This is a genomic window from Paraburkholderia acidiphila, assembly GCF_009789655.1.
GTDB classification, from domain to species: Bacteria; Pseudomonadota; Gammaproteobacteria; order Burkholderiales; family Burkholderiaceae; genus Paraburkholderia; species Paraburkholderia acidiphila.
In genome coordinates this window covers 874,537-899,600 of sequence record NZ_CP046912.1, presented here as the reverse complement: position 1 = coordinate 899,600, position 25,064 = coordinate 874,537, and the positions used below count along the sequence as shown (strand labels likewise).

The window sequence follows — 25,064 nt, the reverse complement described above, 5'->3', positions numbered from 1 at the left end:
AACCAATTGTCCGAAACGAGCCCAATATGACGCCGAGTTCCCGCAATTGGTCGACTTGCCCGCCAAAGCCACGAGGTGCCCACGCGTCCAGCCGTCCATCGTTGCCCTGCATCCGCTACAAGCTCGCGTTTCAGGCTACTGCTTCCGCCTCGAGCTTATAGAACGGGTAGTCCGTATATCCGATATGTGTACCGCCAAAGAAGGTCGGGCGATCGTACGGGTTGAGCGAAAGGTTGCGGCGCAGGCGCTTTGGCAGGTCGGGATTCGCAATGAAGTGACGACCGAATGCCACCAGATCGGCATCGCCGGCCTGCAGGATCGCTTCCGCCTTCTCACCGTCGAAGCCACCGGCCGCGATGATGGTGCCCGCATAGTGTTTGCGAATCATCTGAGCCGCGACCGGATCCGGGTTGGCGCTCTCGTTTTCGACATTGCCGAGAATGCGGGGCTCGATGAGGTGCAGGTACGCGAGATTCAGCTTCGCGAGTTCTTCCGCGGCATACGTGAACAAGCCGACAGGGTCGCTATCCGACATATCGCCCCACGACCCACTCGGCCCGAGACGCACGGCAACCTTGTCGCTTCCCCACACTGAAATGACGGCACGGGTGGTTTCCATTAACAGGCGGGCACGATTTTCAAACGACCCGCCATAGACGTCCGTCCGCTTGTTACTCCCGTCCTGCAGGAACTGGTCGAACAGATAGCCATTCGCGGCATGGAGCTCCACGCCGTCGAAGCCTGCCGCGACGCCGCGTGCTGCCGCAGCGCGAAAGCTTTCGACAATACCCGCAATTTCGTGAATCTCCAATGCGCGATTCGGCGTATTCGGGACCCAGCCGGCATCCGTGTAGGCGACGCCGCGGTGAGGCACTTCCGAGGGACCAACGGGTCGCCCGCCGTCGGGTTGCAACTCCGAATTCGACTGACGCCCGGCGTGGTACAGCTGAAGGAAGATTTTCGCGCCCTTCGCATGGACCGCATCGGTCACGCGTTTCCAGCCAGCAATCTGACTATCGTCGTAGAGACCGGGCGCTCCAAGATATCCATTGCCGTTCGGCGCAGCGATGGTGGCCTCGCTGATCAGGAACCCGCCGGCCGAAGCGCGCTGCGCGTAATACTGCGCCATGAGCGGGCCGGGTATCGCACCGTTTTCTGCACGCATGCGGGTCAGCGGCGCAAGAACCACTCGATGCGAGAACGTGTAAGGGCCAACTTTGACTTCAGAAAAGAGCGTGGACATGATTTACCCCAAATGAGATTGGAAAGCGCGTCGATTACAGGTTGTCGGAAGTGGCAGGGGCAAACCCGCAGAACTGGCTGACTTGCCCGCAACATCGATGGACGAGAGTGTATATGCACATATCGATTGATTTGTCCCGATTGCTCGCAATACTGTTCTCGCGTTTCGCAAACAATTCTCTTTCGATTCCACGCCGTCCAGGCCATAAGGAGGTTTGGAAACCTTAGTGATTCCTTTTCAGCCGGCATAGCAATTTCGACCAGAAATAGCCGACCAAAGATTATTGAAAACTGTTCATATGTCGCTAGGATCCAGTTATCGACTGCCAGATCAAACACTGGCGGCGGTCATTCACTACTGGCTGGGGAGAGGTTGGCTATGCGAGTCCTGGTGCTGGGTAGCGGGGTCGTCGGTGTGACTAGCGCGTTCTATCTGGCGCGCGCCGGTCATGAAGTCACTGTGATTGACCGCGAGCAAGGTCCCGCGCTCGAGACGAGCTTCGCGAACGCCGGGCAAATTTCTCCAGGGTATGCCGCACCGTGGGCGGCACCCGGCGTGCCGCTCAAAGCCGTCAAGTGGATGTTCCAGAAGCACGCTCCGCTCGCCATTCGCCCGGATGACGCGGACAAGCAGTTCCAGCTTCAGTGGATGTGGCAGATGCTGCAGAACTGCACCGCCGAGCGCTACGCGATCAACAAGAACCGAATGGTGCGGCTCGCGCAATACAGCCGCGACTGCCTGAAGGCACTGCGCGCTGAAACGGGTATTCAGTACGAAGGACGAACGGGCGGCACGCTGCAGGTTTTCCGCACGCAGCAGCAGCTCGAAGGCGCAGCAAAGGACATCGCGGTCCTGAAAGAGGCGAACGTTGCCTACGAGCTGTTGACTGCGAGCGAACTCTCGCGGGTCGAGCCTGCGCTCGCGGCGACCTCGCATAAGCTGACCGGCGGTCTTCGCTTGCCCGGCGACGAGACAGGCGACTGCCAGCTATTCACAACCCGGCTTGCCGCGCTCGCCGCGCAGGCGGGTGTAACGTTCCGCTACAACACGGCAGTCGATACCCTCGTTGTCGAAGATTGCAAGGTCGCTGGCGTGCGCCATGGGACCAAACTCATTCATGCCGATGCGTTCGTTGTTGCGTTTGGCTCCTATTCGACGCGCTTCCTGTCGGGCCTCGTCAAGATTCCGGTCTACCCGCTCAAGGGGTATTCCATCACGGCGCCTATCGCGGACGAGGCCCGCGCGCCGGTCTCGACTGTCCTCGACGAGACCTACAAAATCGCCATCACGCGTTTCGACAAACGCATTCGTGTGGGCGGCATGGCCGAAATCGTCGGATTCGACAGGCGCCTGCGCGAAGCGCGGCGCGAGACGCTCGAAATGTGCGTGAACGATCTGTTCCCGGGCGGTGGCGACACATCGAAGGCGACCTTCTGGACCGGGCTGCGCCCGATGACGCCAGACGGCACGCCCATTGTCGGGCGCACCGCCGTGCCCAACCTTTTCCTGAACACCGGCCATGGCACGCTTGGCTGGACAATGTCCTGCGGTTCGGCGCAGCTGCTCGCCGATCTGATTTCAGGTAAAAAACCAGCCATTCAGTACGACGACTTGAACGTATTCCGCTATGAGAAGGAGGCACAAGTCCCGGCGGATTTCGCGCTGGACTAGGCAGCACTGCGCCAGGCGCGCACTGGGTTTCCACGCACTCAACCCAAGGCGTGTGCGGCCGTTAAATCAGTCATGGAGCACGGCAACCGGTCCTATGACTTGCGGATCGTCCTGTGTGGAGTTCAGCAATTGATGTCGTGTGTTGACAACCAATTCTTGTCGTTTTAAGCCGCGAAAGCGGCCTCTCGCAAGCCGGAAGCGGGTCACGACAAGCATTTCATGTCGCTCTAACACTTCATCGTTTAAGGAATTGCCGGTCTGCCCCTCTTTCTTAATTTGTTGCTCCTCTCGCACAGGCCGTGCAGCCGAACGGCTGGGCTTGACGGTACGGCAGCGCGCCGCCGCCTACCTGATCGGACTTCACGCCGACCTTGTCGATCGGCAGCGTGCGCGACGGCGTTTCGCGGTCGCGGTAGATCGCCCAGACTGCACCCGCAGCAAAGAGCCCCACGGGTTCTGGTCCACGCTGAACGCGTGTCCGGCAAGACCTGGGATAGCGTGCCTGAAGAGCCGGCTGCCGCTCGCGAGCACGAGTCGATCGTAATCGAGCGTCCCGCGTCGTCCATCCTCACCAACGACCTCGACGGTACGAGTCGGCACCTGAATGCGCTCTACCGTTCCCTGCACGAACTTCACGCCCACCGCGTCGAAAATCTCCGCGAGCGGCGCCCTGAAGTTGGCCGGCCCCTCCTCGTACAGGCGCGGGCGTACATGCAAATGCGGATCGGGCGCAACAAGCGTGATTTCCACGTCGGTCCTGCCGTATGCATCCAGCAGGCGCGCTGCACTCAGGGCGCTCCACATGCCGGCAAACCCGGCTCCGATGACAACGATACGCTGGGACATTAGCCACCTCCGGCGATTTGCTGCACGAGATTGAGAACTCTGCTAACCCGACATCGCTTACGGAATTACCTGCAGTTTCGGATAGCGCTCAGGCTGGCCAATCGTATGGGCCTTTCCGCGAAGGCACTCGTCTCCAGGCGCCGTCGTCGACGTTTGAAGTTGCTTCGGCATGCCAGGGCATGCGATCAAGTCGCGCGATGCGCTTGCGTTTCGACAGGCGCCTGGCACGCCCAGGCAAGCGCAGCCCGCATCGTTGGCACGCAGCGGCCAGAATTTGCGGAAACCGGCCGATACGATAGGCTCGCGTCAGCGTTGCCACATTCCAAAATCCGAAAGGCGTACCACGTCCGCGCGGCGCCTTCGGCTCATTCGAAGGAGCTGTCATGCAACCACGTCTGGACTTCTATCAGGCCAACCCGTTAGCCATCAAGGCGCTGCTCGCGCTGGAAGAGCGGATTGGAAAGAGTACGATCGAAAAGCCGCTGATCGAGCTCGTGCGCCTGCGCGCGTCACAGATCAACGGCTGCGCTTACTGTGTCGACATGCATACGAGCGACGCCCGCAAGAACGGCGAAACCGACCGCCGGCTGGCAACGCTGGTGACATGGAGAGAGGTGCCGTTTTTCACGCCGCGCGAGCGCGCCGCGCTGGAATGGGTCGAGGCGGTCACGCTCGTTGCGCAGAGTCATGTGCCGGACGCTGCATGGGAATGCGTCAAACCGCATTTCAGCGACGCCGAAGTGGTGGATCTCACCCTGCTGATTTGCGCGATCAATAGCTGGAACCGTTTCGCCATCGCATTCCGCAAAACGCCAGCCTGAGGAGCAGAGATGAAAGCCGTTCGGTTTGTACTCCTTCATTGTTCACTCGTAACCTCTACGCTGTCCCTCGCTGGCATTCAGACCGCCATGGCGGAAGGTGCTGGCGAGGAAGCCATCAAGCCGGTGATGCAGCAACCGATTCCGGAGCTACCCGGCAAAAACGTCGATATCGCCACCGTGACATTCGCACCCGGTCAGGCTTCTGAGCCACACATGCATCCGGGTTCCATTTTCGCGTACGTGACTGTTGGCCACGTCGTGTCGCAACTCGAAGGCTCGCCCGCAAGGACCTATGGTCCCGGCGAAGCCTGGTACGAGCCGCCTGGCGCGCATCATCTCGTTTCGAGGAATGCCAGCGACACAGAACCCGCGCAGATCGTCGTGTTCGCGCTCGCGGGGCCTCACGACCCGATCAAGAAGCCGATTTCACGGTAGCCTGCGTTGGTGGATGAGTCGTTGCGTGCGCAAAGTCACAACGACCTTATCCCGTGGCGAGTTCGTCCGCGAGGAACTGGATGAGCGCTGTCACGCGCCGCGCCGGCAACTCGGCCGGATAAACGGCATACAAATCGACGTGCTCCGCGACGTACTCCTCCAGCGCCGTCTCCAGCGTCCTGGACGCGAGTTCCGTCCGAATATCCCAACGGTTCTTGATGATGACGCCCACGCCCTCTAACGCCCACTCGCGGAGCACGCCACCGTCGCTCGCCTGGCGATCGCCTGAAACCTTGACGTTGTGTGGCTTGCCTGCCACGCGAAACGGCCAGATCGCGAGCGGCGCGCCCGGCCGCGCAAGAATCAGGCAGTTGTGGCCCGTCAGGTCGTCGGGCACTTTGGCCTTGCCATGCGCACGCCAGTAGTGCGGCGAGGCGCACACGAGCCGCTCGCCGCGCACGAGGAGCCGCGCGTGCAAGCCGGAATCCACGAGCGGGCCATTGCGCAGAGCCAGATCGATATGCTCATCAATCAGATCGACGGTGCTGTCGCTGAGCAGCAGGCTGATATGAACACCGGGATGAAGGGCCTGAAACCGGTCGAGCAGCGGTCGCAACTGAGCGCGCCCGAAATCGTTCGTTGCCGTCACCCGTATCGGGCCGCTCAACGGGCCATCCTCTCTCGACCCCGAAACTGCTGCGTCCCAATCGGCAACGATACGACGAGCGCTTTCCAGCAACAGCAAGCCTTCGTGTGTGAAAACAAGGCGTCGTGTCGAGCGCGTGATCAGCGTCGTACCCAGTTCCTCTTCAAGTTGTCTGACTGCTACCGTCACCGACGAAGGCGCGATCGCGCGCTGTCTTGCCACGGCGGAAAAGCTGCCCATTTCGGCCACTTCGATCAGCGTGCGCAGCGCGTCAATCCTGTCCATCTTTTGAAGAACTCATAAAGTGAATTGGCGTTCGGATGGCTAATCAAGCGTTCGGCACCTCAGTATAGTCGGCAGCGTTGAATCCGAAACCCATAGAGGATGAAAGATGAAGACGTTAGTGATCGTCGCACACCCCGACATCGAACATTCGCGCGGCAACAAGGCCCTTCGCGATGCAATCGCCCAGGAACCGGATATCACCGTGCGTGAGTTGTACGAGCTGTACCCCGACTTCCGCATTGACGCTACACGGGAACAGCAACTGATTCGCGAGCATGGGCATCTCGTTCTGCAATTTCCGATGTACTGGTACAACTGCCCGCCATTGCTCAAGAAGTGGCTCGACGACGTTGTCAACGACACGCTGTTCGGCAGCGCGCCGGAAAGATCCCTGGTACTGGACGGCCGCACGCTCCAGTTGGCCGTCACGATCGGGCGTGTTCGCGAACGCTATTTCCCCCCCACTCGCGAACACATCTGGGCCGAAGGCATCACGCGGCCGTATCTCAAGCCGGCGCTGCTGGAGCGCCATGGTGAACACATCGTCGATACGCTGCTTGCGCCGTTCGAACAGACTGCGCACCTCGCCGGCATGGAATATGGACGCCCGTTCGTCACCTACAACATCGGCCCGCTGACACGGACCGGCTCCATCAGCCACGAAGAGCTGACCGAGCGCGGCGAAGCATACCGACAGCTGCTGCGCGGTCTTGGGCCCGTGAGGTCTGTCGCGCCGGTAGATGCGGTCTGAGCGCGTGAGGCGCAACAGAACATCGTTGACCTGACAAGGACATCATCATGAGCGAAGCAACAACACGCAAGCCGGACGAACTGGCAATCCCCTATCAACACCCGCAGCCCGCCGATATGTCGGCAGACCTCGTTCACGCTGGCGTGCTCGACCAGTGGCTGCAAGACGACAACCTTTGGGTGCCCACGACAAAGACCGTATCGTTCAAGCCCTTGCTCCTCAATGTGAGTCATGGCTACTACGTCAATCTGCTGCGCGTGCGTCAGTCCGGCGTGCTCTCGCGTCATCGTCACACCGGTCCGGTGCATGCCATGGTCTTGCGCGGTCGCTGGCATTACCTCGAACACGACTGGGTCGCCGAACAAGGCTCGTATGCCTACGAACCGGCAGGTGAAACGCATACGCTGTTCGTGCCCGAAGGCGTCGACGAGATGATCACCTGGTTTCACGTGACAGGTGGCTACACCTACGTCGATCCTGAAGGCAACGCAACAGGCTACGAGGATGTATTCACCAAGATCGAAGCGGCCCGCAGGCACTACGAGGCAATCGGACTTGGTACGGACTATGTAAAGCGCTTTATCCGTTGAGACATACCGGTGCGGCAATCGCGTCATCAAGAGGTTCTGATCATGCAACGAAAGACTGTAGAAGTGGACGGCGTCGCCGCCAGTTTTCTGTGCGCGGGCGACCGTGGCCCGATCGTGCTTATGCTCCATGGCACCTATTGGAGCCGGGTTTGGCAACCGGTTATCGACGATCTGGCTGCGGCGGGCCTGCGCCCGATTGCCGTCGATTTTCCGGGCTTCGGCCGCTCCGCCGGCGAATTGTCGGTTGCGAACGCCTCCATTCCCGCGCTCGCGGATTGGCTGTTTCGCTTCACACAGGCGCTTGGCATAAGCGGACCGGTCGGCGTAGCCGGCCACGACATTGGCGGCGGAGTCGCACAACAGGTGCTCGTCGATGGCAAACTCGAGGTCAGCCGCCTCGCGCTCATGAACGCCGTGATGTTCGACTCCTGGCCGGTCCCCGGGGTCGCACGCTTTCGCGACCCCGCAATTGCCGCGGCCACGACGCCCGCCGATGTGTTCGCTGCGCGACGCAAGTCGGTGATCACCGCGCTAGGACGCCCCGCCTCCGAGGCAGAAATTGCCGACTATCTCGATCCGTGGACCGAGCCCCGCGTGACGCGCTCGTGGCTTGCCCTGGCGGGCGCGGCATACAGCCACTACACGATGGATCTCGTTCCGGCCTTGCGCGCGTCCACCGTGCCGAAGCTGCTGATTTGGGGGGAAGACGATACGTTCCAGTTGATCGAGCACGCCGAGCGTTTCGTGACCGAGATACCGCACACCTCGCTCGTGCGTATCCCTGCGGCCGGCCATATTCCGACCGAGAACGATCCGAAAACGATCGCTCGCGCGCTAATCGACTTCTTTGCGCAAAGCTGAAAGCAGGCGCAGTGGAACCAGCGGCACATTGCGTGTGCCGCTGGTTTCTCATCTGCTTCAGCCGGCAGCCTTCACCTTCCCTCCGCCCCGCCCTCGCAACAACACGTTCGATACGGTCGAACGATTTCATCGGCCCCGTCGAACGGCAATCTCGCGCCGCGCGTCCACCATCACGTTAGTGAGACGCGGTCAGCCTCGTAGTGCGCGCGACCCATGCAGGTTTGATGAACTGCCTCATCCCGAAGCGAATTTCTCTCCTGTTTTACCAAGGAAACTCCCATGCTCAAGTTTTACTTCCACCCTTCGCCCAATCCCATGAAGGCCGCACTTCTGCTCGAAGAGCTGGAATTGCCGTTCGATCTGATCGCAGTCGACACGTTCAAGGGCCAACAGCATCTGCCGGCATTCCGGAGCGTCAACCCGAACGGCAAGGTACCGGCCATTACCGACGAAGGCGTGACCGTCTTCGATTCGCATGCCATCCTGCTGCACCTCGCCACCAGGCACGGCAAGTTCGTGCCTGCTGAACCTGCCGCGCATGCTGAAATGCTCTCGTGGCTAATGTTCGTGGCAACGGGTCTCTCGCCGTTCTCCGGTCAGGCCGTGCATTTCCAGCACCACACCCCGGAGCCCTTGCCCTATGCGCGCAACCGCTACCTGAAGGAAGTCGAGCGTCACTATCGCGTGCTGGACGAGCGGCTCGCCACAACAAGGTATCTGGCAGGCGACGCGTATTCGATTGCCGATATGGCGCTGTGGGGCTGGGCCAGCTTCGCCGGCTACATCCTCGGTGAAAACGGTCTGAGTGACTATGTGAACGTCAAACGCGTCGTGGACGAGATCGGCAAACGCCCCGCTGCCGCACGTGCGCTCGCACTGAAGGAACGGCTCACGCTGAAGACGGACTTCGACGAAGAAACGCGTCGCGCGCTCTTCCCTCAAAACGATTAATGCTTCCCTGACGCATCGCGGCGTTGCCCGCGATGGCGTCTGCTCAACGAGGAACCTGGCTTATGGATACCGCACAAACGCAGCCGCCCACGACTGCGCCCGCATTGCGTCTAAATAATATCGCGCTCGCCGTTGCGAATCTCGATGCCATGACCACCTGGTATGTCGAGGTACTCGGCCTCGTCGTCGTGGCGAGGGGCCACTTCGATGCCGTTGGCGCGGACTACGCCATGCTCGACGGCACCGGCTTCCGGCTCGAACTCGTCTCGCGACCTGGCACGCCCAAGGTCGCTGCAAAGCGCACACCGCCACCGGAGCACCTCGACGAAACGGGCTGGAAGGCGCTTGTGCTGGAGAGCGTCGATCTTACGGGTACGACCGCCAGACTCGATAAGCTTGACGTAGAAGTCGTCTGGGCGCAGGCACAACTCACGCCCACCATTTCCTCGACGATGATCCGCGACCCCGAAGGGAACCTCATTCATATTCTCGGCCAACCCGAATAGCGGCAAATGCGGAGGCCTCCTGGGAGGCCTCTGCGTCCAGCATCCCAATCAGATCATCGACTTCCCGATCGAAGCGCCGCCGTCGACGAAAAGCGTCTGCCCCGTCATGAACCCCGCGTCCTCGCCCAGCAGGAACGCGATGGATGCCGCCAGTTCCTCGGGACGCCCCAGCCGTTTCATCGGAACAATCGAGAGGAAACGGCGCTCCGCTTCGCTGCCCTCCGGTGTATTCGCGCGGAACATCTCGGTTTCGGTCGGCCCAGGTGCGACCGCATTGACGGTGATACCCGTATCGGCGAGTTCGAGCGCCCACGTTCGGGTCAGGCTGATCATCGCGGCTTTCGCGGCGGCATACGTCGAACGTTGGGCCACGCCCAGCACGACGAGGCTGGAGAGATTCACGATACGGCCCCAGCCGCGTTTGCGCATTCCCGGCAGCAAGGTCTGAACCGTCTGCACGGCGGGCGCCAGGTTGTCGCGCATCGCACTGTCGAGATCATCGAGATCGATCGAGCCGAGCGGCGAAAGCTCAACGAACCCGACGTTGTTGACGACGCCGTCGAATTCGAAGCGCGCGTCGAGATCTGACAATACCGCTTGCGTCTCTTCACGGTCAGTCAGGTCGACAGACACGAGCGTGCCGGGAAAAGTCGTGTCATTGGCACTCCGTGCGAGGCCGACCACATCGTGGCCGTCACGCGCGAGGCGCTCGCTCAGCGCACGCCCAATGCCCTTGCTTGCGCCGGTAATCAAAAAAGTTCGCTTCATTTTAAATTGCAATCCTTATCAAAGTGATGGATCGGCGGTCACAGCCGACCGATTAAGACAATCGTGCCCGCGAGTGTCAGGGCCGACATCACGCTCGACACGACAAGCGTTGTGCCCGCCGAGGTGTCCTTTACCCCGTAAGACAGGCCAAACAGGATGCTGAACGAGCCGCACGGGATCGCCGCAAGAAGAATTGCCTGGCCGGCTAGAGGCTGGGGAAGCGCCAGCAGCCAGACAAGCGCGAAGGCAAGCAGGGGTTGCACGACATTGCTGAGCAACACGCCAACGAGTGCCTGTGCGTCGAGCCGCAACGGTTGTGCAGCGAGTATCAGTCCCGTGGAGAACAGCGCGAGTCCGGCAGTCGTGTTGCCGATGATCCCCAGCGACTGCGTGAGGAGTGCAGGCAGCGTCCAACCGGACAGCGACACCAGCAAGCCGGCCAACGGGGCGATGACGACGGGTTTGACGAAGGTATTGCGCAGCGCTTTGCCGAGCAGCGCCTGTCCGTCACGATGCTGCGCGCGCTCGAGCAGGATGAGGGCAGCAGGCGACATGACGACCGCTCCCATCGTGACCGCGATGGCGACAGTCAAATCGGCGCCTTCTCCATACACCGCCCGTAGCAAGGGCAACCCAACGGAAGCGAAATTCGGCATGCCGACGGTGACCGCCTTGACGGCCGCCTGCGCGAGATTCGAACGAAAAACGTATCGCGAAAGCAGGAGCGAGATCGCATACGGCACGATCATCACAATAGTCAGAACGACGATGAGCGCCAGATGCGCACTCAGGCTCTCGCGCTGCATCCGCGCGGTATAGACGAAGAGCGCAAAGGGCAACGCGTAATGCACGAGCATCGTGTTGATGGCAATGAGCGGCATGGGCGTCGTGCTCAGCCGCCCGGCGAGATAGCCGGCACCCATTGAAAAGAGAAAAGGCACCAGGGCAAAAGCGATTTCGTGGCTCATGGCGATATCCGGGAGTTGCGCGAGGCTTCAGGCGAGACAGCGCGATGGCTGTCCGCCTGCATGCCACGCTTAGCCCTTCCAGCCCTCCAGAAAGTCGAGCAGCAGGGCGTTGACCTGCTCGGGTTGCTCCTCGTGCGGCAAATGCCCCGCGCGCTCGATGGCGTGAGTGCGCACATCGGTTGCCATGCCCTTCCAGACGGCTTCCATGTCGAACATCTTGCCGACCGCGTAGAACTCGGCGCCCCACAGCGCGAGTGTCGGGACGCTGATGGGAATTTGGGTATCCACCTTGTCCTGCGCGACGTCCTCCGCGTTCGCCCGATAATCGGCCATCGCGCCGCGCACCGCACCAGGGGCTTCGTAGGCGCGCACGTAAGCCTCGAATGCATCCCCGCTGATCGCATTCGGGTCGTAGCACCAGTCGGAAAAGAAGTGACGCAGCCACGCGCGCTCGTTGCCGGCAACCAGCGTTTCGGGCAGGTCCGGTACCTGGTGGAACAGGAAGAACCAGTAGGCGCGGGCAATGCGGGCGTCCAGCTGCTCGGCCACGACCCGCGTGGGCACGTTGTCCATGACCACGAGCCGGTCCAGCCGGTTCGCATGGTCCTTGGCGAAGCGCGTCGCCACGCGGGATCCGCGATCGTGGCTCACGAGCGCGGCGCGTTCGATGCCCAGATGGTCCAGCAGCGCGCGCACGTCATTCGCCATCGTGCGCTTGTCGTAGCCGCTGGCAGGCTTGTCGGTTTCGCCATATCCACGCAGATCGGGCGCAATCACGCGATATTTCCGGGCGAGCGCCGGAATCTGATGTCGCCACGCGTAGTGCGTTTCCGGAAAGCCGTGCAACAGCACCACGGGCGGTCCATCCCCTGCTTCCACATAGTGCTGCCGGATACCGTTCGCCCTGACCGTGTGATGAACGAGGTCGATTGTTTGCATGATCCGTCGCTCCTTCACTGACCGAAGTAGATCGGCTTGAATCCGGGGATGTCGTCCACGATGCCGGAAACCGTGCGCAGGGCGCGCCGGCCCGCGTCGCTGGAACTGGCGGCAACGCCACCGTGGTCGCCGAAGGCACGCGCCGCCATTGCAGACTTCGCGCCGCTGTTCGCGGCGGCGAGGACAGCGTCCGGATAATGCGCATCGCCCGCCGTTCCGGGAACGGCGGCAGACTCGAACGTCACGAGCTGGTCGCGTACCTGTGCACGCGTGATAGTTGACTGTGAAAAGGCTGCAGCAGGGGCGGCCAGCACGGCCGCGAGCAGGCAGGAAAACAGGGTGGGCTTCATTTGGTAACTCCAGTATCGGATTGAGAATCCGTCGATGAGCGATCGAACGGTCATCGGCTGAAATGGAGTCTAGAAATGAAGCTGTCGGCGATTAAGACGGGTCGCGCGATAATCAATTTTGCTGCGCGTGCATGGAATCGTGCAGACGCCTACGCGCATGAGGCCGGACGACCCTACTTGCGCTTCGCCTGCCGATTTGTCCGATTGCCTGGCCGCGCCCCGGAGGCGACGGCTGCATCGGCGTGGGCCTCGCAGATCTCCATTGCCCTGGCCAATGCGGGAGAAAGCGTTGCTCGCAGATGCGCGAGCAAGGTGCGCACCTTGGCATCGAGATAGCGCCGCGAAGGATAGACGGCATACACCGTGAACGGACGCAAATGGATCTGCGGCAAAACGCGCCTGAGCTTGCCGCTCGCGAGATCGTCGGCGACCGAATAGGTGGCCAGCGTGCCAATGCCCGCGCCGGCCAGAATCGCCGCGCGCAGCGCCTCGGGCGAGTTTGCCCGGAACGGCGTGCGCGTAATTGTCCAGACATGGGTGTCGGCGCCCTGTTGCAGATGCCATTCGTCGGGCGGCGCGACGGGGCTTTCGAGTTGCAGCAGTGCATGATTGGCCAGATCGGTCAGCTTTCGCGGATGGCCACGCTGCTTGAGATATGACTCGGAGGCAACCGGCACTGCGTACGCAGCACCCAACGCCTGCGAGATATAGGCCGAGTCCGGCAACTGGGTGGCCGAGACGATCGAGAGATCGTAGCCGTCTTCGACAAGGCTCGGCATGCTCTGCTCGACCTTGAGTTCGACGGAAACTTCGGGGAATACCTGCTGATAGCTCGCGAGCACCTGCGCCACGCAGCTGTACGCGAGCCCGGGCGCCGAATGCACGCGGATGCGCCCCGATGGCTTCTGCGTGGCGTTGCGCGCTTCGTCCATCGCGTTGTCGAGTTCCCCGAGGATCGCCTTTGCCCGCTCGTAGAACCGGGCGCCCACGTCGGTCACGGAAAGGTGGCGCGTCGTGCGATGCAATACGACCGCCTGCAACTCCTCTTCCAGCGAAGAAACGGCGCGGGAAATCTGGGCTGCGGTGGAGTCGTTCTCTTTTGCTACCGAGGTAAACGATCCGGCTTCGACGACACGAACGAATATGCGAAGGTGACTCAGGAAGTCCGCCATACTGAAAGACCCTTTTTATTGCCCGCCTGGCAAACAGCTAGAGTGAGTCAAGTGGTTGCTCGCGCAACCAACGCCGTAAAGCGCTGTAGCGTCGACAGCGACGCGGAATCAGGGCCGGTTCTGTTCACGAGCCAGACGAATGCTCAGCGTCATCGGGCGAGCGTTGATCCTCGTCCCGCATTCGCGACGGCGTCATGCCGTAGCGGCTCGAGATGACGCGGCTGAAGTGTGACGGATCTGCGAACCCCGCGCGCCGGCCTATTTCCGCAAGACTAAGGCGCCGGCAGACGCTGGAGCGAATCATCCGCACGGCAACCGCCGCACGGCGGTCGATCAGAAGCTTGCCGAACGTCTCGCTGTGTGCCGCGAGCGTGCGGTGCAAACTTCGCACGGAAATATTGAGTTCCCTGGCAATGTCAGCGGCGCAGATGCCCGGCTCGGCGCTACGCTGGGCGATGCAGTCGCAAATGCGCCGATGCAGCGAGTCGTCGCGGCACTGCGCAACAGGGGGAGGTAGATCGCGTTCCGCGGCGATCAGCGCCAGCAGGGAGCCGATATGATCGGTCAGGACCGACACGGGCAACGGCGACGCCTCGATCGCCTCGGGCGAAAGCTCGGCCAGATATGCGCCCAGCACGCGTCCCCACCCGGAAGTCGAAGCAATCCGGCGCCCAACCAGCGCTTCAGGCGCCGGTATCCACTGCCGCAGCCAGGCTGGAGAAAATTTGAAGTGCGCGACATCGTAGCGCCCCGTGATCTCCACCATGAAATCCATGCGCGAGTCCACGATGATCATCTCCCCTGGCAGCAGGCGCACCGCCTCACGATGGTGTGTATTCCACGCGGACGAGAGATTGACGATCAAATGCCACGAGTGCTCCAGCGCCCGGTCTTCGTGGAACGGGTCCCGACGAACACTGTGCGAAGAACCGCTTTGCCGGATCACGCAAACGGGGCCTGCTTGCGCTGCGGTCATATGCGATTCGAACGTCCGACTGTTGCCCGCTATCAGCAGCATCGGCGTAAGAGCAGTGGACAGGGCGTTCGCATAGTAGTCGAACCGCATGGCCGGTGCGACTTCGCTGGTGGACCAACGGCTAAGAGAAGTGGTTGTCGTATTTGTCATCGCAAGTCCCCGGCTACTTACGCTTCGCAAATATCACGCGGAATCGAGTATAGAGTGTCTTCGCTTCGACGGCACGCGTCCGGATCATTCGTCGAACAATATCCGCCGCCTCTCGTGGCACATTCAGTCAACCGTCGTCCCTGCCCATGGCACCCAGCGACCAGAAACGCCGCTGACCAGCCGATACGATGGATTCGCGTCACTGCTGCCGTCACCCAGTCACGACTGCAGCGGCGAGCTGAATCGTGCCGCGTCGGTGCGCTGTGTTCGACTCATTCGATGGGGCCGTCGTGGAACTTCTTCGTGGACTTCAGCCTGGCCATATCCAAATTTAGCGTTTCCGGACGTGGCAGGCAAATGCTTCATGGTCGCGACAGCCCGACCTTACCAACGTGAGCCAGCGGAGTCCGTGCGCATCTTAAGTTAGGCCAGGTTCTCGCCAGAGACCCGAGGCTCGAACTGCAGGCCACGTCGAACGCCCGGGCTCCGAGCTAACTCATCGCCAGTTGCCTGGGGCCAGTCATGAATGAACGCTTACCTGCTGATGCCTGGGGTTACGCGCTTGCTCTTTTGGCGCATATGCTGGAAGTCTCCGAAGACAGGGGGCACCAGGGCGCGCGGAGCGTGATCGCGAGACATCCACCGAAAGATCAGATTCCCGCCAGGACGACACCTGCCACCACCAATCTAACCGTTGTCGGACGTCATTCGGACGTCGTAATCGCGGTCTGCTTGAAGGATTCAACCGCAGGTTGTTACGCAGAGCAGCCTTGGCGGTTGACACGAGCCCGAGGGCGCGGCGTGTGTGCTTTAACCAGCGCACCAATCAGGCGTGGGGATCTGATCTACCGACCTTCAGTACGCGGTCGCGCCCCCGTAAATGCAGGTTGGATGTTGCTCGCGTCTGCGATCCCATTGATCGCGGACTTCTGACAGGCGGCACGCGCCGCAAAGCTCGTTGACGCAAGGCTCGGGGATATCAGCACGGACGAACACAGAGAGCATTGGCTGCTGGTGTGCCGCGTGGGCGAAAAAGCGGGCAAGCTGGGCCCGAGCGCTGGAAACTGGCTATGCCCGTCATCGCAAACCTGAACGACGACGCAGCGTCGATCGCAAGTCTGCGGCTCGAGCCGATCCTGCGACGGTATTTTCCGACAGCAGCCACGGCCCGTGGAACCCGAGCGTCAGGCGCTCGCCGACAAGTTGCGCTGCTTCAGTCCGCATCGGCTGCGAGCCCTTGCCTCATATGCGCTCGTGAGTGGCACGGAACGTGTGACGGTGCGCGACAACCTGCGCCATGCGTCGATCGCCACGATATCGCTCTACCTGCACGGCAACGGGGTGCGGCGCGCGCCAGCTCGATCAGGCATTCATGTTTGCGAACATCATCAACCCTGATAACTCGCACTATCAGGGTTACGTTTGCCCGCCCTCTGGGTATGCAGGCCAGGATGGCCGGCGGGAAGAAAGGGTTGCGGCTGCAAGTGGCCTAAGGTTCATAGAACGACGCGCGCTCGCGTTGTGGGATGGCGAAGCTTCAGAAATGACGTGCCCCGACGAGCTTCACTGGTGTGACCTCGGAGGTCGAAACGTCGGCTTGACGCCACGTCTCACGCGCAACAATGCGCGCACTATTGTTGTGCGTACGCAATCGAGCAGCCTCAGGTATCCCCGAAAGCAGGACGCCCGGGACAGCCATCGCCAACCGCACTACTCCTGGAAAGTCTCGCGAGATAAGGCTATTTGAGCAGGTTGGCGTCCGATGGAAGAAGTTCGTCGACAACGTCAAGACCATTGACCCTGATCCGTTTCAACGGGTCATGTTTGCTCATGACTTCGCACCCGTGGTACCGGTCATCCTCTGGCCCAACATGTATCGCCGCATCGGAAATCGCGAAAATATACTCAGGACTTCATATCAATAACCGTCTGATTCGGCAGACAGGTATCGATCAGATGTTCGACATAGGAAACCGACGCGCGCCCGGATACGCGGCTGCGCAGCTGGCCTCCCGGTTCCCGCATCTCCGGGCATTCCTGAATCCGAACGACCGCGTCAAACCCTTCGTCAGAATTGTGCTCGAAGCCGGGCTCAGTCGGGCGATGTGGACAAACCAGTGGATGGATTTCCAGTCCACCGTAGAAACGAAACGCGAAGGACATTGGGTTACCTCCTGGAGTTGCAAGCTTTGTGGCAGTACGGGATATAGACGCACGCGAGCGCACCGCCGTATTGCGGTGCAGCCGGCCGCGTCACGTGGTCCGCGCTGAAGGGGTGACAGCTCAATCCCTGTAGAAAAGGCTGCAGGAGAGGCGCCGGGATCGGTCACAGGTTGACTGCTCTTCTTATGCTACGCCCAGTCCATCTTTTGTCCAGCGAGAGTCTCGACCCGCATTCGACTGCGCCCCTGCATCGTCGGCGAAAAACGGTTTTGCGTGCTTGTCTGTCGTGCTCGCCGTTTTCGGAGAAAAGGGCTGATGGTTTTACGACTCGTCTTCGCCGATAACGGCATCTATCGCGGTTTGACCGGCCTCCTGTGCGCTTAGAAACGCCTTTTGCGGACCAAAAGGTCCTTTACGAAGCTTTGTTTCGGCGCCAAGCTCATCAATCACGCCGACATGAACACCGCCCTTGATCTGAAAAAACGCGTCGTACAAGCCGGGAGAAGCCTCCGCCAGCCTCACATGAATTTCAAAACCGCGATGCGAGAAAACTCGATGCATGGAAGCCCCGCGAAGATGAGACGGCAATCAGGTCAATCAAACTTCTGCTCTTTCCGGGAGATTTCCCCATGCGCGACCAGGCGTTTACAGCTATCGAAAGCAATGCGAAACACATCCTCAGCCCATCTCCGGCGATACTGGACGGCCATTTTCCCGTGACGAACAATAGCCACGTGGCGAGAAAAACGTTCAGAGCTTCATATCGAGGAAAGAGGCATCCGGTGAACAGGTATCGATGAGGCACTCTGCATATTCGATCGATGCGCGTCGCGCATCGCCCGAATTGATGAACGGCCTGCTGGCTACGACACCGAACACACGGCTACGTTGAGTGCCGTCGGGCTCCTGAGGCTCCAGGATTCGGACGGCAGCGTCAAATCCGTCGTCGTAGTTATGACTGAATCCAGAGGCGGTCGGTCGGTGCGGATAAACCAGGGGACAAATTTCAAGTCCACGGTAGAAACGGACAGGGCTAGTCATGAAGTCACCTTCTAGCCGCGTGCTGTGCGGCAAAAGCGGTTAAGGACGCACGCGATCGCCTCGACATCTGAACGACGGTCGATCGCGTTTCGTGGTCTGCGATGTGGGGCGGCTCGATCCCTGGTGGACGGTGCAGGAGGCGGGCTGGGATCGGTCGCAGGTCGACTGATCGTTTCATGCTACGCCCCTCAAGCCGTTTGTACAGCGAAAGTTTCAGACTTTCAGCCGCCGCGCTATCGGACCCACGAAGTCTCGCGACCGCAGGCAGCTCGGTGTCTTCGAACTGCGGATGGTGGCCCCCTTGCGTTGCTCCCGTTCACCGACGGCGGATCGTGCTGCCGTGCGGCCGAAGCAGCTTGACGGCCTGGCTGGCGAGGCGTAGCCTGGTTTGCGTCGCTGTTTGATGGCGGTTTGTCGTCGACCGCGTGCTCTGGCACCCTCGTCTTCCGCCATTCTTCGCTCTTTGCTGAGGCCAGCTCCCGGGATGCTTGCGGCTGCAGTGCCGATTTATCTGCCTGACCGGGACAACACGCGTCTTTGCGATCCTGAGCGTCTTGAACGCTAGTGCGCTGATGCAAGTCGGCAGCACTTGAGTTGTCTGAAACCCGGTCATGGGCGACCGTGTGCAGACACAAACTGATGTCGTTCGCCCCTGCCATCGCACACACAGGGCACACTTGAAGCCCGTCATGAAGAGCGTTGCAGCCCCCAACTGCGCAGCAATCCATTCGGAAAACGACGATAAGGCAGCCTACTCCAATGACGGTTTACGCCGCGTATTCACCCCGGATCCATGAGGAGATCGCAATGAACAAACCCTACATCAACGTGGAGGCGATTCTCGATATGTTCAAGGAGATCTCGCAGAAGGGCCTCGACCCGACAAGCGCAGCTGGTTCCCTCAGCTGGCTAACCGAATACCTCGCCCGCGAGCACAGCATGATGAACGTAAGCGACTGGAACAGTCTCCTGCAGATCGGCGCTGTTCTCTATCGTGCCGAAGGTCGCAGCGAAAGCCCTGCAGGGACGCATTGATTCTCGTGATGGCTTGAACCATTGCACCATCAACCGGGTGCAGAAAAGTTCGGATCGGATGATCGAATATCGTGGGTTCGAGATCGCCGACTGGATTTACGGTTATTGTGGCTCGCCGAGGTCCTGGCGCTAAAGCTCATCATCCTGTCCCATTTAAACGCCGGCGCCGGAGACGGCCGTCTTCGGTTATGATAGATACCTGATTCGCCCTGTACCTCGCACAAAAAGATCTCCGTTGTGCTCGTTGCGAATCTTCCTCCGACAGATCGCCAGGTGAGGCCGGCGATAACAGTATTCGTTGGACGTGCCCCTATCCCAACCGGCACAGCCGGTTTACGCGTCTGACTCATCCATTCATCTGCAGGACTCGCCGCCCAGACAGGGGGACGGCCATGACATTTCCGACGCGAGGCCGCTCCATCCGCCAGCGCGTTTCTCACCATGCTCCGTGAGCGCCTGTCAACGCGCGTGGCTTGTTCCTCGTCGAGACGTCGCGCATCGACGACCGGCGAATTAACCAGGACCCTTGAATGGCAAAAGAAGAACTGCTGGAGCTCGACGGTATCGTTGAGGAAGTGCTTCCGGACAGCCGCTACCGCGTCACGCTCGACAATGGCGTGGTCGTGGGTGCGTACGCGTCCGGACGTATTCGCAAGAATCACATCCGCATCCTTGCCGGGGATAGGGTCACGCTGGAACTCTCGGTGTACGACCTCACGAAAGGAAGAATCAATTTTCGCCACAAGGACGAACGCAGCAGTGGCGCAATTCAAAGGGCCGCGTTTCGCCGTCGTTGAGCTGTCAAGCGAGGACGCAGGCTGTGGCCCGGTCGCCGGCAGCGCGCCAGGCGCATGGCCGTCGTCGATCGGCCTTACTCGCTTCGCGACCGGGGATGAGAATCAAAGATCTTTAGCTGTACAAAGGCAGCAATCAGCGTACCATGAATTCGTTGATCGCCCCACGCCCGTTCCCGGCGCCTCCCCTGTAGCCCTTCCAGTGTCATTCGGGCTGTCCACTTTCTTCGCAGGCCGAGCAGCCACTGCAACTCGTGTAGGGACTGGAATCAGTCGCTCGCACTCCCTCCCCACTCCGCCGCGTTGTGATGCGGCCACAGGCAATCCATGACAACAGGTTTCCGTTTCTACCGTGGGCTCGAAATTTATCCACTGGTCTATCCGCATCACGCCACCACGGCATCGCGTGGGCGTAACTATGACGAAGGTTTCGATGCTGCCGTGCGTATCCAGGAGCCGGAAAGTCCAGAGGGGACGTCGCGCAGTCGCGTATTCAGACTTGCACAGACGACACCCTTCCAGAATGCCGGCGACGCACGCCGGGCATCGACTGCCTATGCAGTACGCCTGATCGACACCTGTCCAGAGAACACAAGTGTGCTCGATCTGCAGTCGTGAATCGCGGTCACTTCAACGTCGCGCCCCACCGGCGACCGATGGTCATGGCCCTTCTGAACGCGTAACAGGGCCTGTCGACCCCACCGGTGCTCCACCCATCGCGGCCGCGCGGTAATCACACGAGAAAGCAATGCACTTTAATTCAACGCGGTTCGTCATTGACCCCACCCCACGTCGTGCCGACGGTGAATATATGGCGCATGCCCGTATCAGCTGCAGCCGGGCAGATGGGAGCGGATATGACGTTCATCTGAGCGGTGATCTGGCGGGCTTCGACGTACGCGGTGACGCGATTGCCTACGCCAAGAACTGGGCACGGGAGTGGCTGGACGCACGGTTTGGCTGAGGAGGCTCGCGGCGTCATGCAAACACGTCCGGGCCGCTCGTGTCGTGAGCGATGACCACAAGTCCTTTCTCGTTGGGAAAGAGGACACAACCAGGAAACGAATTGACTACTGTAATCCCCAAGCTGAATGAACCTCTGGAAGTCACGTTGCGCCGCTTTCGCCGTTCGATTGAGAGCACCGGCCTGATAAAGGAGCTGCGTGCCAGGATGGCTTATGAAACGCCGACCGCAGAACGCAAGAGAAAAAAGGCCGCAGCTGTGGCTCGACTGCGCAAGCAGATCAAGCGGTCATTGCCGCCCAGAAAGCTGTACTAACCCAGGCTGCCGGGACCTCGATACGTACCCGGAGAACGTACGCACGAGTGGATGAACTCACCGCCCACTACGGATGTAACGTCAGGACCGTCAGAGAGCGGACAGCAACCAGAGCTGATGTTCGCTTTCAACACCTTGAACGAGCGCGTAGGCCCGAACGTCCATGCGCTCAAGGATCGAAATAGATTCCAGGCCCGAGAAGTCGTTCCACGCGTCGCCAGCGATTGAGGTCGGCGCGCCGCGTGCTCTCGCGAACGCTCGCAGGAGAAGGCTTGCCTCGCGGCGCAGAACCTGGCGGTTGGCGTTCAGAACATACGGCGCACAGCCAGCGCGTAAAACCAGGTAGTACGGAATCGCGGCGCGATCACTTTGCATGGAGGCGGTACCAGTTCGGAAGCATGGAGGCGCTCAATTTCCAGCGCGGCTGCGGTCGACGGATACGTCTGGACGAGCGGGCAACAGTCCCAGCGCCGCTACATGTCCGCGACCGAAGCCCCGCTCACCTTTCCGTCGATGATGTCCTTTCCCTGCTGGCAGGCGGCACGCCTTGCAGTGCCGAAGTCGGAGAGCGCGTCCGCTTGGTTCAGCCTGAAAACACGGCTTGCGGCTGAGGTTGCAATCGCGCCAGGGCGGGATATGCGTACCGCAATGTCATACCCTTCGGCGTAACGGGAATGCCCGTCAAAACGACTGAACTTGCGGGCGAAGACGAGGGGATGAAGTTCATACCCCTTGTAGAGAAGAAGCTGCTGTGTCGGCATTTTGCTCACTCCACTGGGGACGACTCACTATACCCGGAATTGATCAGCGCAGGGGACACGCAGACTACACGCCCCGGCGATTTCAATTCTGGCGCCAAACCTGATTCGCGAGGTGTGCAAAGCGCATCCCTGCCCTGTGACGGCAGCTATAGGCTGCGCTGAACTCGCATCCTTCTGCGACTATGGACGCGGCTGAAACTGGATTTCTCAGCGTTCAAGAAAGGGCCTCAACTTGTCAGCGTTACGGGGATCCCTCAGCGTGCGCATCGCCTGACTCTCGATCTGACGGATCCGCTCCCGGGTCACATTGAACTGCTTGCCTACCTCGCCAAGCGTGTGGCCCGTGGTCGTATCGAGCCCGAAACGCATGCGCAGGATCTTGGCTTCCCGGGGCGAAAGTCCGCCAAGCGCCTCATCGATTGCGGCGCGCATGCTCACATGAATCGCTGCCTCGACCGGCGAGCGCGCGGCGACATCCTCAATGAGGTCTCCGAGCGTCGCGTCCGCATCGTCGCCCGCCGGAGTTTCAAGCGACAGGGGTTGCCTCGCGACCCTGAGGAGGCCTCGCACTTTGTCCTCGGACATCTCCATACGCGTGGCAAGGTCGGCGGGATGCGCAGCCTGTCCCGTCTGTTGCCTGATTTCGCGAGACATGCGGTTCAGCTTGTTGGTCATCTCGATCACGTGCACCGGCAGGCGTATGGTTCGCGCCTGATCGGCGAGCGCACGGCCGACCGCCTGACGGACCCACCATGTGGCGTACGTCGAAAACTTCCAGCCGCGCCGGTATTCGAACTTGTCCACCGCCTTCATCAGACCGATATTGCCTTCCTGGATGAGATCCAGGAACGGCAAGCCGCGATTCACGTATTTCTTGGCAATTGCGATGACGAGACGAAGATTCGCTTCGATCATCTCGCTCCTCGCGTGCCGCATTCTCGACTCCGCGGCACCCATTGTGCGGTTGATCTCCTTGAGCCGCTGCAGCGGCAAGGAAACCCTCGCCTCGATGTCGGTGAGTTTCTGCTGTCCGGCCCGAATGGCGGGCAAATGTCGCTCGAGCGCCGCGCCAAACTGGCATGATTCAGCTGCCGCGCGGCTCGCCCATTGGAGGTCGGTCTCGTGGCCGGGGAAAGACTCGACAAACGACTCGCGTGGCATACCGCAGCGGCCAACGGCGATCTCGAGAATACTGCGCTCGAGAGCACGAACCTCCGCAACCTGTTCCTGCACGCTGGCACACAGGCGATCAATAATTTTCGGCGTGAAGCGAATCGTCGTCAGTTCGCGCCGGATCTCCGGGCCCACTCGCGCATTGACTGAGGATCGGGCATTCCCGGTAGCAGGCGCATTCGGTAGCGGCTCGAATAGTGCCCGCACCCGAGCGAAGACCGCGAGACTGTCGTTCGTGAGCTGCTCGAGACGCGCTTCGTTCGCTGCCTCCGGGCCCCCGGCATCCGCACCAACCTCGTCACCGTCGGGATCATCGCCGCCAACGGAGGGTTCCCCTTCATTTTCTTCAGAGCCCGGCGTCATTCCACTCCCGCTCTCGTCGTCGCCTACGCCAGCGACCAGTTCATCAATACGTAGTTCTCCGGCAATGACACGGTCCACGTCGGCAAGAATGGTGGCCACGACCCAGGGAGACGCGGCGATTGCCTGAATCATGTCCTGCAGGCCGCACTCGATGCGTTTCGCGATCTCGACTTCGCCGGCCCGGGTCAGCAGTTCCCTGGCTCCCATCTCTCGCATATACATCCGTACTGGATCAGTCGTGCGGCCGTATTCGGAATCGATAGTCGACAGCGTGGCTTCCGCTTCCTCCTCCGCCTGATCGTCGGATGCCACGGCGGACGCGGCGCCGCTCAACAGGAGCGTCGCCGCGTCCGGCGCCTGCTCGTATACCGCCACACCCATGTCGCTGAATGTGCGCACAATCGCCTCCATTGCGGCAGTCTGCCCAAGGTGGTCTTCCAGGTGATCGTTGATGTCCACGTGCGTGAGATATCCGCGCTCGCGGCCGAGCGCGATCAGTGCGCGCATCTGGCGCTGCCGCTCTTCATCCTGTCGTGCGATTGCCTCTATGTCTCGCGGTACCGCGACGGCGCAGTGCTTTCCCTTTGCCGCGTGGCGGCTGGCCTTTGGTTCAACCGCAATCACGGGCGATGACAGATCGTCACGAACAGGACTTGCCAATACGTTCTCCTCGACAGGTAGGTTGACGATCGTCGCAGGCAGGACGGCAGATCAAGTTTGACTGCCGGGGCGCGAACGGAATCGTGAAATAACGCACGGACAAACGAGGCTGGAGTGCCTCCGGCGGGACCGGGTGTGCGCATAATGGGGGGAATCCTAAATAATACAGGACGCAGTCTTGCGACGCAACGTGCATTACGAACCTCCACCAGGCAAGTCAATCGGAGTGGAGCGCATCTATGTACGTTCATGCTCAGGAGAATTCCATGGACACCGGTACCGTAAAGTGGTCTAACGACAGCAAGGGTTTTGGATTTATCACGCCCGACGCGAGTGGCGATGATCTGTTCGCGCATTTCCCGGAAATTCGCGGCGACGGCTTCAAGACGCTCGCTGAGGGCCAGAAGGTCAGCTACGAGCGAAGCGCGGTCCCAAGGGCATGCAGGCCTCCAACATCACCTCTATGTAGGTCATCTGCGCTTGTGCCCCCGTTGGCGGCACCGCCCACACTCTCCTGAATCGGGGTCCATTGGCGATCTCGTGCCAGATGGTGAACTGCCAGCCGGACGCCGGCGATGCCCCGCATCTCATTCGGCCAGCCTCTCCACGTGAGTCGACCGGCTCCAGCATTTTTAAAAACGTGCAAAATCCCGTCGCCAGGGACTACCGCGGTTACGCGGTCAGGCCCTCGGCCCACCGTCTTCCCGACGGTTATTTCTCTTCGAACCTTTCCCTAACCCGCCCTCGCTCGGCTATTTCCTCACCGAAAGGGAAGCCCTGGGCTTTTCAGATCATTGGGGACGCAACTGGATCGATACCCGCGACTAGATCCGTTCCGGCAACGGGCTTTCCCCGAGGCAGGCGAC

General features: G+C 60.8%; 29 protein-coding genes and 3 pseudogenes. 17 read left to right on the top strand and 15 right to left on the bottom strand.

Features of this window, described 5'->3' with window-relative positions; translation table 11 throughout:
- Window positions 1-130 precede the first annotated feature (130 nt).
- Complete coding sequence (locus FAZ97_RS34260; protein WP_158763167.1) at window positions 131-1,243, bottom strand: alkene reductase; 1,113 nt, start codon at window positions 1,241-1,243, stop codon at window positions 131-133.
- Between the two features lie 378 nt (window positions 1,244-1,621).
- On the opposite strand from FAZ97_RS34260, the gene FAZ97_RS34255 reads away from it, so the two are divergent.
- Entirely contained in the window at window positions 1,622-2,914 is a 1,293-nt protein-coding gene (locus FAZ97_RS34255) for a D-amino acid dehydrogenase (RefSeq protein WP_158763402.1), read from the top strand.
- Window positions 2,915-3,370: 456 nt separating this feature from the next.
- Here FAZ97_RS34255 and FAZ97_RS34250 read toward each other — a convergent pair.
- Window positions 3,371-3,760 (bottom strand): annotated as a pseudogene (locus FAZ97_RS34250) (FAD-dependent oxidoreductase); the annotation flags it as partial.
- A gap of 383 nt (window positions 3,761-4,143) precedes the next feature.
- On the opposite strand from FAZ97_RS34250, the gene FAZ97_RS34245 reads away from it, so the two are divergent.
- Both FAZ97_RS34245 and FAZ97_RS34240 read left to right on the top strand, forming a co-directional pair.
- On the top strand, window positions 4,144-4,581 hold the full coding sequence (locus tag FAZ97_RS34245; RefSeq protein WP_158763166.1) for a carboxymuconolactone decarboxylase family protein: 438 nt from the start codon (window positions 4,144-4,146) through the stop codon (window positions 4,579-4,581).
- Window positions 4,582-4,668: 87 nt separating this feature from the next.
- A complete protein-coding gene (locus FAZ97_RS34240; protein WP_407671935.1) occupies window positions 4,669-5,016 on the top strand; it encodes a cupin domain-containing protein in 348 nt (115 codons plus the stop codon).
- A 46-nt stretch (window positions 5,017-5,062) separates the two neighbouring features.
- On the opposite strand, the gene FAZ97_RS34235 is transcribed toward FAZ97_RS34240, so the two are convergent.
- Entirely contained in the window at window positions 5,063-5,947 is an 885-nt protein-coding gene (locus FAZ97_RS34235) for a LysR family transcriptional regulator (protein WP_158763164.1), read from the bottom strand.
- 106 nt (window positions 5,948-6,053) lie between these two features.
- Here FAZ97_RS34235 and FAZ97_RS34230 point away from each other — a divergent pair, with 106 nt between their 5' ends.
- From FAZ97_RS34230 to FAZ97_RS34210, 5 genes are all read left to right on the top strand, one after another.
- Window positions 6,054-6,698 carry an NAD(P)H-dependent oxidoreductase gene (locus FAZ97_RS34230; protein ID WP_158763163.1) on the top strand — a complete coding sequence of 215 codons (645 nt, stop codon included), beginning with the start codon at window positions 6,054-6,056 and terminating at the stop codon, window positions 6,696-6,698.
- A gap of 47 nt (window positions 6,699-6,745) precedes the next feature.
- Window positions 6,746-7,288: a 2,4'-dihydroxyacetophenone dioxygenase family protein gene (locus FAZ97_RS34225; protein WP_158763162.1), complete on the top strand. Its 543-nt coding sequence runs from the start codon at window positions 6,746-6,748 to the stop codon at window positions 7,286-7,288.
- Window positions 7,289-7,330: 42 nt separating this feature from the next.
- Window positions 7,331-8,149, top strand: coding sequence for an alpha/beta fold hydrolase (locus tag FAZ97_RS34220; RefSeq protein ID WP_158763161.1), 819 nt, complete (start codon window positions 7,331-7,333; stop codon window positions 8,147-8,149).
- 279 nt (window positions 8,150-8,428) lie between these two features.
- A complete protein-coding gene (locus FAZ97_RS34215; protein WP_158763160.1) occupies window positions 8,429-9,100 on the top strand; it encodes a glutathione S-transferase family protein in 672 nt (223 codons plus the stop codon).
- A 62-nt stretch (window positions 9,101-9,162) separates the two neighbouring features.
- Window positions 9,163-9,606, top strand: coding sequence for a VOC family protein (locus tag FAZ97_RS34210; RefSeq protein WP_233271957.1), 444 nt, complete (start codon window positions 9,163-9,165; stop codon window positions 9,604-9,606).
- Window positions 9,607-9,654: 48 nt separating this feature from the next.
- On the opposite strand, the gene FAZ97_RS34205 is transcribed toward FAZ97_RS34210, so the two are convergent.
- The 6 genes from FAZ97_RS34205 to FAZ97_RS34180 all read right to left on the bottom strand — a co-directional run bounded on the left by FAZ97_RS34205 (window position 9,655) and on the right by FAZ97_RS34180 (window position 14,869).
- Window positions 9,655-10,374: an SDR family oxidoreductase gene (locus tag FAZ97_RS34205; RefSeq protein ID WP_158763158.1), complete on the bottom strand. Its 720-nt coding sequence runs from the start codon at window positions 10,372-10,374 to the stop codon at window positions 9,655-9,657.
- Window positions 10,375-10,412: 38 nt separating this feature from the next.
- Entirely contained in the window at window positions 10,413-11,342 is a 930-nt protein-coding gene (locus tag FAZ97_RS34200; RefSeq protein WP_158763157.1) for an AEC family transporter, read from the bottom strand.
- 69 nt (window positions 11,343-11,411) lie between these two features.
- Window positions 11,412-12,281, bottom strand: coding sequence for an alpha/beta fold hydrolase (locus FAZ97_RS34195; protein WP_158763156.1), 870 nt, complete (start codon window positions 12,279-12,281; stop codon window positions 11,412-11,414).
- A gap of 14 nt (window positions 12,282-12,295) precedes the next feature.
- Window positions 12,296-12,631, bottom strand: a complete 336-nt coding sequence (locus FAZ97_RS34190) for a DUF4148 domain-containing protein (RefSeq protein ID WP_158763155.1) — start codon at window positions 12,629-12,631, stop codon at window positions 12,296-12,298.
- Between the two features lie 173 nt (window positions 12,632-12,804).
- The gene (locus FAZ97_RS34185; protein ID WP_158763154.1) at window positions 12,805-13,803 is read right to left on the bottom strand and encodes a LysR family transcriptional regulator; all 999 of its coding nucleotides are present in this window, start codon (window positions 13,801-13,803) and stop codon (window positions 12,805-12,807) included.
- A 124-nt stretch (window positions 13,804-13,927) separates the two neighbouring features.
- Window positions 13,928-14,869, bottom strand: a complete 942-nt coding sequence (locus FAZ97_RS34180) for an AraC family transcriptional regulator (protein ID WP_158763153.1) — start codon at window positions 14,867-14,869, stop codon at window positions 13,928-13,930.
- A 582-nt stretch (window positions 14,870-15,451) separates the two neighbouring features.
- On the opposite strand from FAZ97_RS34180, the gene FAZ97_RS35905 reads away from it, so the two are divergent.
- Window positions 15,452-15,862 (top strand): DUF3331 domain-containing protein, encoded by a 411-nt coding sequence (locus tag FAZ97_RS35905; protein WP_158763152.1) that lies wholly within the window; start codon window positions 15,452-15,454, stop codon window positions 15,860-15,862.
- A 237-nt stretch (window positions 15,863-16,099) separates the two neighbouring features.
- Entirely contained in the window at window positions 16,100-16,327 is a 228-nt protein-coding gene (locus FAZ97_RS34170) for a site-specific integrase (RefSeq protein ID WP_158763151.1), read from the top strand.
- Window positions 16,328-16,834: 507 nt separating this feature from the next.
- Here FAZ97_RS34170 and FAZ97_RS34165 read toward each other — a convergent pair.
- The 3 genes from FAZ97_RS34165 to FAZ97_RS34155 all read right to left on the bottom strand — a co-directional run bounded on the left by FAZ97_RS34165 (window position 16,835) and on the right by FAZ97_RS34155 (window position 18,133).
- Window positions 16,835-17,092, bottom strand: coding sequence for a hypothetical protein (locus FAZ97_RS34165; protein ID WP_158763150.1), 258 nt, complete (start codon window positions 17,090-17,092; stop codon window positions 16,835-16,837).
- Between the two features lie 321 nt (window positions 17,093-17,413).
- Window positions 17,414-17,653 carry a hypothetical protein gene (locus FAZ97_RS34160; protein WP_158763149.1) on the bottom strand — a complete coding sequence of 80 codons (240 nt, stop codon included), beginning with the start codon at window positions 17,651-17,653 and terminating at the stop codon, window positions 17,414-17,416.
- Window positions 17,654-17,842: 189 nt separating this feature from the next.
- Window positions 17,843-18,133 (bottom strand): hypothetical protein, encoded by a 291-nt coding sequence (locus FAZ97_RS34155; protein WP_158763148.1) that lies wholly within the window; start codon window positions 18,131-18,133, stop codon window positions 17,843-17,845.
- A gap of 807 nt (window positions 18,134-18,940) precedes the next feature.
- On the opposite strand from FAZ97_RS34155, the gene FAZ97_RS34150 reads away from it, so the two are divergent.
- The 5 genes from FAZ97_RS34150 to rpsU all read left to right on the top strand — a co-directional run bounded on the left by FAZ97_RS34150 (window position 18,941) and on the right by rpsU (window position 21,241).
- Window positions 18,941-19,168 carry a hypothetical protein gene (locus FAZ97_RS34150; RefSeq protein ID WP_158763147.1) on the top strand — a complete coding sequence of 76 codons (228 nt, stop codon included), beginning with the start codon at window positions 18,941-18,943 and terminating at the stop codon, window positions 19,166-19,168.
- A gap of 530 nt (window positions 19,169-19,698) precedes the next feature.
- Window positions 19,699-19,965, top strand: a complete 267-nt coding sequence (gene infA / locus FAZ97_RS34145; protein ID WP_158763146.1) for a translation initiation factor IF-1 — start codon at window positions 19,699-19,701, stop codon at window positions 19,963-19,965.
- A 324-nt stretch (window positions 19,966-20,289) separates the two neighbouring features.
- On the top strand, window positions 20,290-20,580 hold the full coding sequence (locus FAZ97_RS34140; RefSeq protein ID WP_158763145.1) for a hypothetical protein: 291 nt from the start codon (window positions 20,290-20,292) through the stop codon (window positions 20,578-20,580).
- Between the two features lie 130 nt (window positions 20,581-20,710).
- Window positions 20,711-20,926 carry a hypothetical protein gene (locus FAZ97_RS34135; protein ID WP_158763144.1) on the top strand — a complete coding sequence of 72 codons (216 nt, stop codon included), beginning with the start codon at window positions 20,711-20,713 and terminating at the stop codon, window positions 20,924-20,926.
- A 102-nt stretch (window positions 20,927-21,028) separates the two neighbouring features.
- Window positions 21,029-21,241 (top strand): 30S ribosomal protein S21, encoded by a 213-nt coding sequence (rpsU, locus tag FAZ97_RS34130; protein WP_158763143.1) that lies wholly within the window; start codon window positions 21,029-21,031, stop codon window positions 21,239-21,241.
- Window positions 21,242-21,331: 90 nt separating this feature from the next.
- Here rpsU and FAZ97_RS34125 read toward each other — a convergent pair whose 3' ends face one another.
- The 3 genes from FAZ97_RS34125 to rpoD form a co-directional block, all read right to left on the bottom strand.
- Window positions 21,332-21,616: a hypothetical protein gene (locus FAZ97_RS34125; RefSeq protein ID WP_158763142.1), complete on the bottom strand. Its 285-nt coding sequence runs from the start codon at window positions 21,614-21,616 to the stop codon at window positions 21,332-21,334.
- Window positions 21,617-21,714: 98 nt separating this feature from the next.
- Window positions 21,715-22,002, bottom strand: a complete 288-nt coding sequence (locus tag FAZ97_RS34120; RefSeq protein ID WP_158763141.1) for a hypothetical protein — start codon at window positions 22,000-22,002, stop codon at window positions 21,715-21,717.
- A gap of 207 nt (window positions 22,003-22,209) precedes the next feature.
- Complete coding sequence (gene rpoD / locus FAZ97_RS34115; protein WP_158763140.1) at window positions 22,210-24,198, bottom strand: RNA polymerase sigma factor RpoD; 1,989 nt, start codon at window positions 24,196-24,198, stop codon at window positions 22,210-22,212.
- A gap of 266 nt (window positions 24,199-24,464) precedes the next feature.
- On the opposite strand from rpoD, the pseudogene FAZ97_RS34110 reads away from it, so the two are divergent.
- Together FAZ97_RS34110 and FAZ97_RS35560 are read left to right on the top strand one after the other, a co-directional pair.
- Window positions 24,465-24,667 (top strand): annotated as a pseudogene (locus FAZ97_RS34110) (cold-shock protein).
- A 171-nt stretch (window positions 24,668-24,838) separates the two neighbouring features.
- Window positions 24,839-25,026 (top strand): annotated as a pseudogene (locus tag FAZ97_RS35560) (hypothetical protein).
- The last annotated feature ends 38 nt before the right edge of the window (window positions 25,027-25,064 follow it).

Excerpts from the sequence above, each read along its gene's own strand:
- FAZ97_RS34200 (WP_158763157.1), bottom strand. The coding sequence starts at position 11,342 with ATGAGCCACGAAATCGCTTTTGCCCTGGTGCCTTTTCTCTTTTCAATG.
- FAZ97_RS35905 (WP_158763152.1), top strand. The coding sequence starts at position 15,452 with ATGAATGAACGCTTACCTGCTGATGCCTGGGGTTACGCGCTTGCTCTT.
- FAZ97_RS34245 (WP_158763166.1), top strand. The coding sequence starts at position 4,144 with ATGCAACCACGTCTGGACTTCTATCAGGCCAACCCGTTAGCCATCAAG.
- FAZ97_RS34160 (WP_158763149.1), bottom strand. The coding sequence starts at position 17,653 with ATGCATCGAGTTTTCTCGCATCGCGGTTTTGAAATTCATGTGAGGCTG.
- FAZ97_RS34210 (WP_233271957.1), top strand. The coding sequence starts at position 9,163 with ATGGATACCGCACAAACGCAGCCGCCCACGACTGCGCCCGCATTGCGT.
- FAZ97_RS34230 (WP_158763163.1), top strand. The coding sequence starts at position 6,054 with ATGAAGACGTTAGTGATCGTCGCACACCCCGACATCGAACATTCGCGC.
- FAZ97_RS34180 (WP_158763153.1), bottom strand. The coding sequence starts at position 14,869 with ATGCGGTTCGACTACTATGCGAACGCCCTGTCCACTGCTCTTACGCCG.
- FAZ97_RS34225 (WP_158763162.1), top strand. The coding sequence starts at position 6,746 with ATGAGCGAAGCAACAACACGCAAGCCGGACGAACTGGCAATCCCCTAT.
- FAZ97_RS34235 (WP_158763164.1), bottom strand. The coding sequence starts at position 5,947 with ATGGACAGGATTGACGCGCTGCGCACGCTGATCGAAGTGGCCGAAATG.
- FAZ97_RS34190 (WP_158763155.1), bottom strand. The coding sequence starts at position 12,631 with ATGAAGCCCACCCTGTTTTCCTGCCTGCTCGCGGCCGTGCTGGCCGCC.
- FAZ97_RS34255 (WP_158763402.1), top strand. The coding sequence starts at position 1,622 with ATGCGAGTCCTGGTGCTGGGTAGCGGGGTCGTCGGTGTGACTAGCGCG.
- FAZ97_RS34140 (WP_158763145.1), top strand. The coding sequence starts at position 20,290 with ATGACAACAGGTTTCCGTTTCTACCGTGGGCTCGAAATTTATCCACTG.
- FAZ97_RS34220 (WP_158763161.1), top strand. The coding sequence starts at position 7,331 with ATGCAACGAAAGACTGTAGAAGTGGACGGCGTCGCCGCCAGTTTTCTG.
- FAZ97_RS34195 (WP_158763156.1), bottom strand. The coding sequence starts at position 12,281 with ATGCAAACAATCGACCTCGTTCATCACACGGTCAGGGCGAACGGTATC.
- FAZ97_RS34205 (WP_158763158.1), bottom strand. The coding sequence starts at position 10,374 with ATGAAGCGAACTTTTTTGATTACCGGCGCAAGCAAGGGCATTGGGCGT.
- FAZ97_RS34185 (WP_158763154.1), bottom strand. The coding sequence starts at position 13,803 with ATGGCGGACTTCCTGAGTCACCTTCGCATATTCGTTCGTGTCGTCGAA.
- FAZ97_RS34165 (WP_158763150.1), bottom strand. The coding sequence starts at position 17,092 with ATGTCCTTCGCGTTTCGTTTCTACGGTGGACTGGAAATCCATCCACTG.
- FAZ97_RS34215 (WP_158763160.1), top strand. The coding sequence starts at position 8,429 with ATGCTCAAGTTTTACTTCCACCCTTCGCCCAATCCCATGAAGGCCGCA.
- infA (WP_158763146.1), top strand. The coding sequence starts at position 19,699 with ATGGCAAAAGAAGAACTGCTGGAGCTCGACGGTATCGTTGAGGAAGTG.
- FAZ97_RS34150 (WP_158763147.1), top strand. The coding sequence starts at position 18,941 with ATGAACAAACCCTACATCAACGTGGAGGCGATTCTCGATATGTTCAAG.
- FAZ97_RS34120 (WP_158763141.1), bottom strand. The coding sequence starts at position 22,002 with ATGCCGACACAGCAGCTTCTTCTCTACAAGGGGTATGAACTTCATCCC.
- FAZ97_RS34135 (WP_158763144.1), top strand. The coding sequence starts at position 20,711 with ATGCACTTTAATTCAACGCGGTTCGTCATTGACCCCACCCCACGTCGT.
- FAZ97_RS34260 (WP_158763167.1), bottom strand. The coding sequence starts at position 1,243 with ATGTCCACGCTCTTTTCTGAAGTCAAAGTTGGCCCTTACACGTTCTCG.
- FAZ97_RS34240 (WP_407671935.1), top strand. The coding sequence starts at position 4,669 with ATGGCGGAAGGTGCTGGCGAGGAAGCCATCAAGCCGGTGATGCAGCAA.
- FAZ97_RS34125 (WP_158763142.1), bottom strand. The coding sequence starts at position 21,616 with ATGCAAAGTGATCGCGCCGCGATTCCGTACTACCTGGTTTTACGCGCT.
- FAZ97_RS34155 (WP_158763148.1), bottom strand. The coding sequence starts at position 18,133 with ATGACTAGCCCTGTCCGTTTCTACCGTGGACTTGAAATTTGTCCCCTG.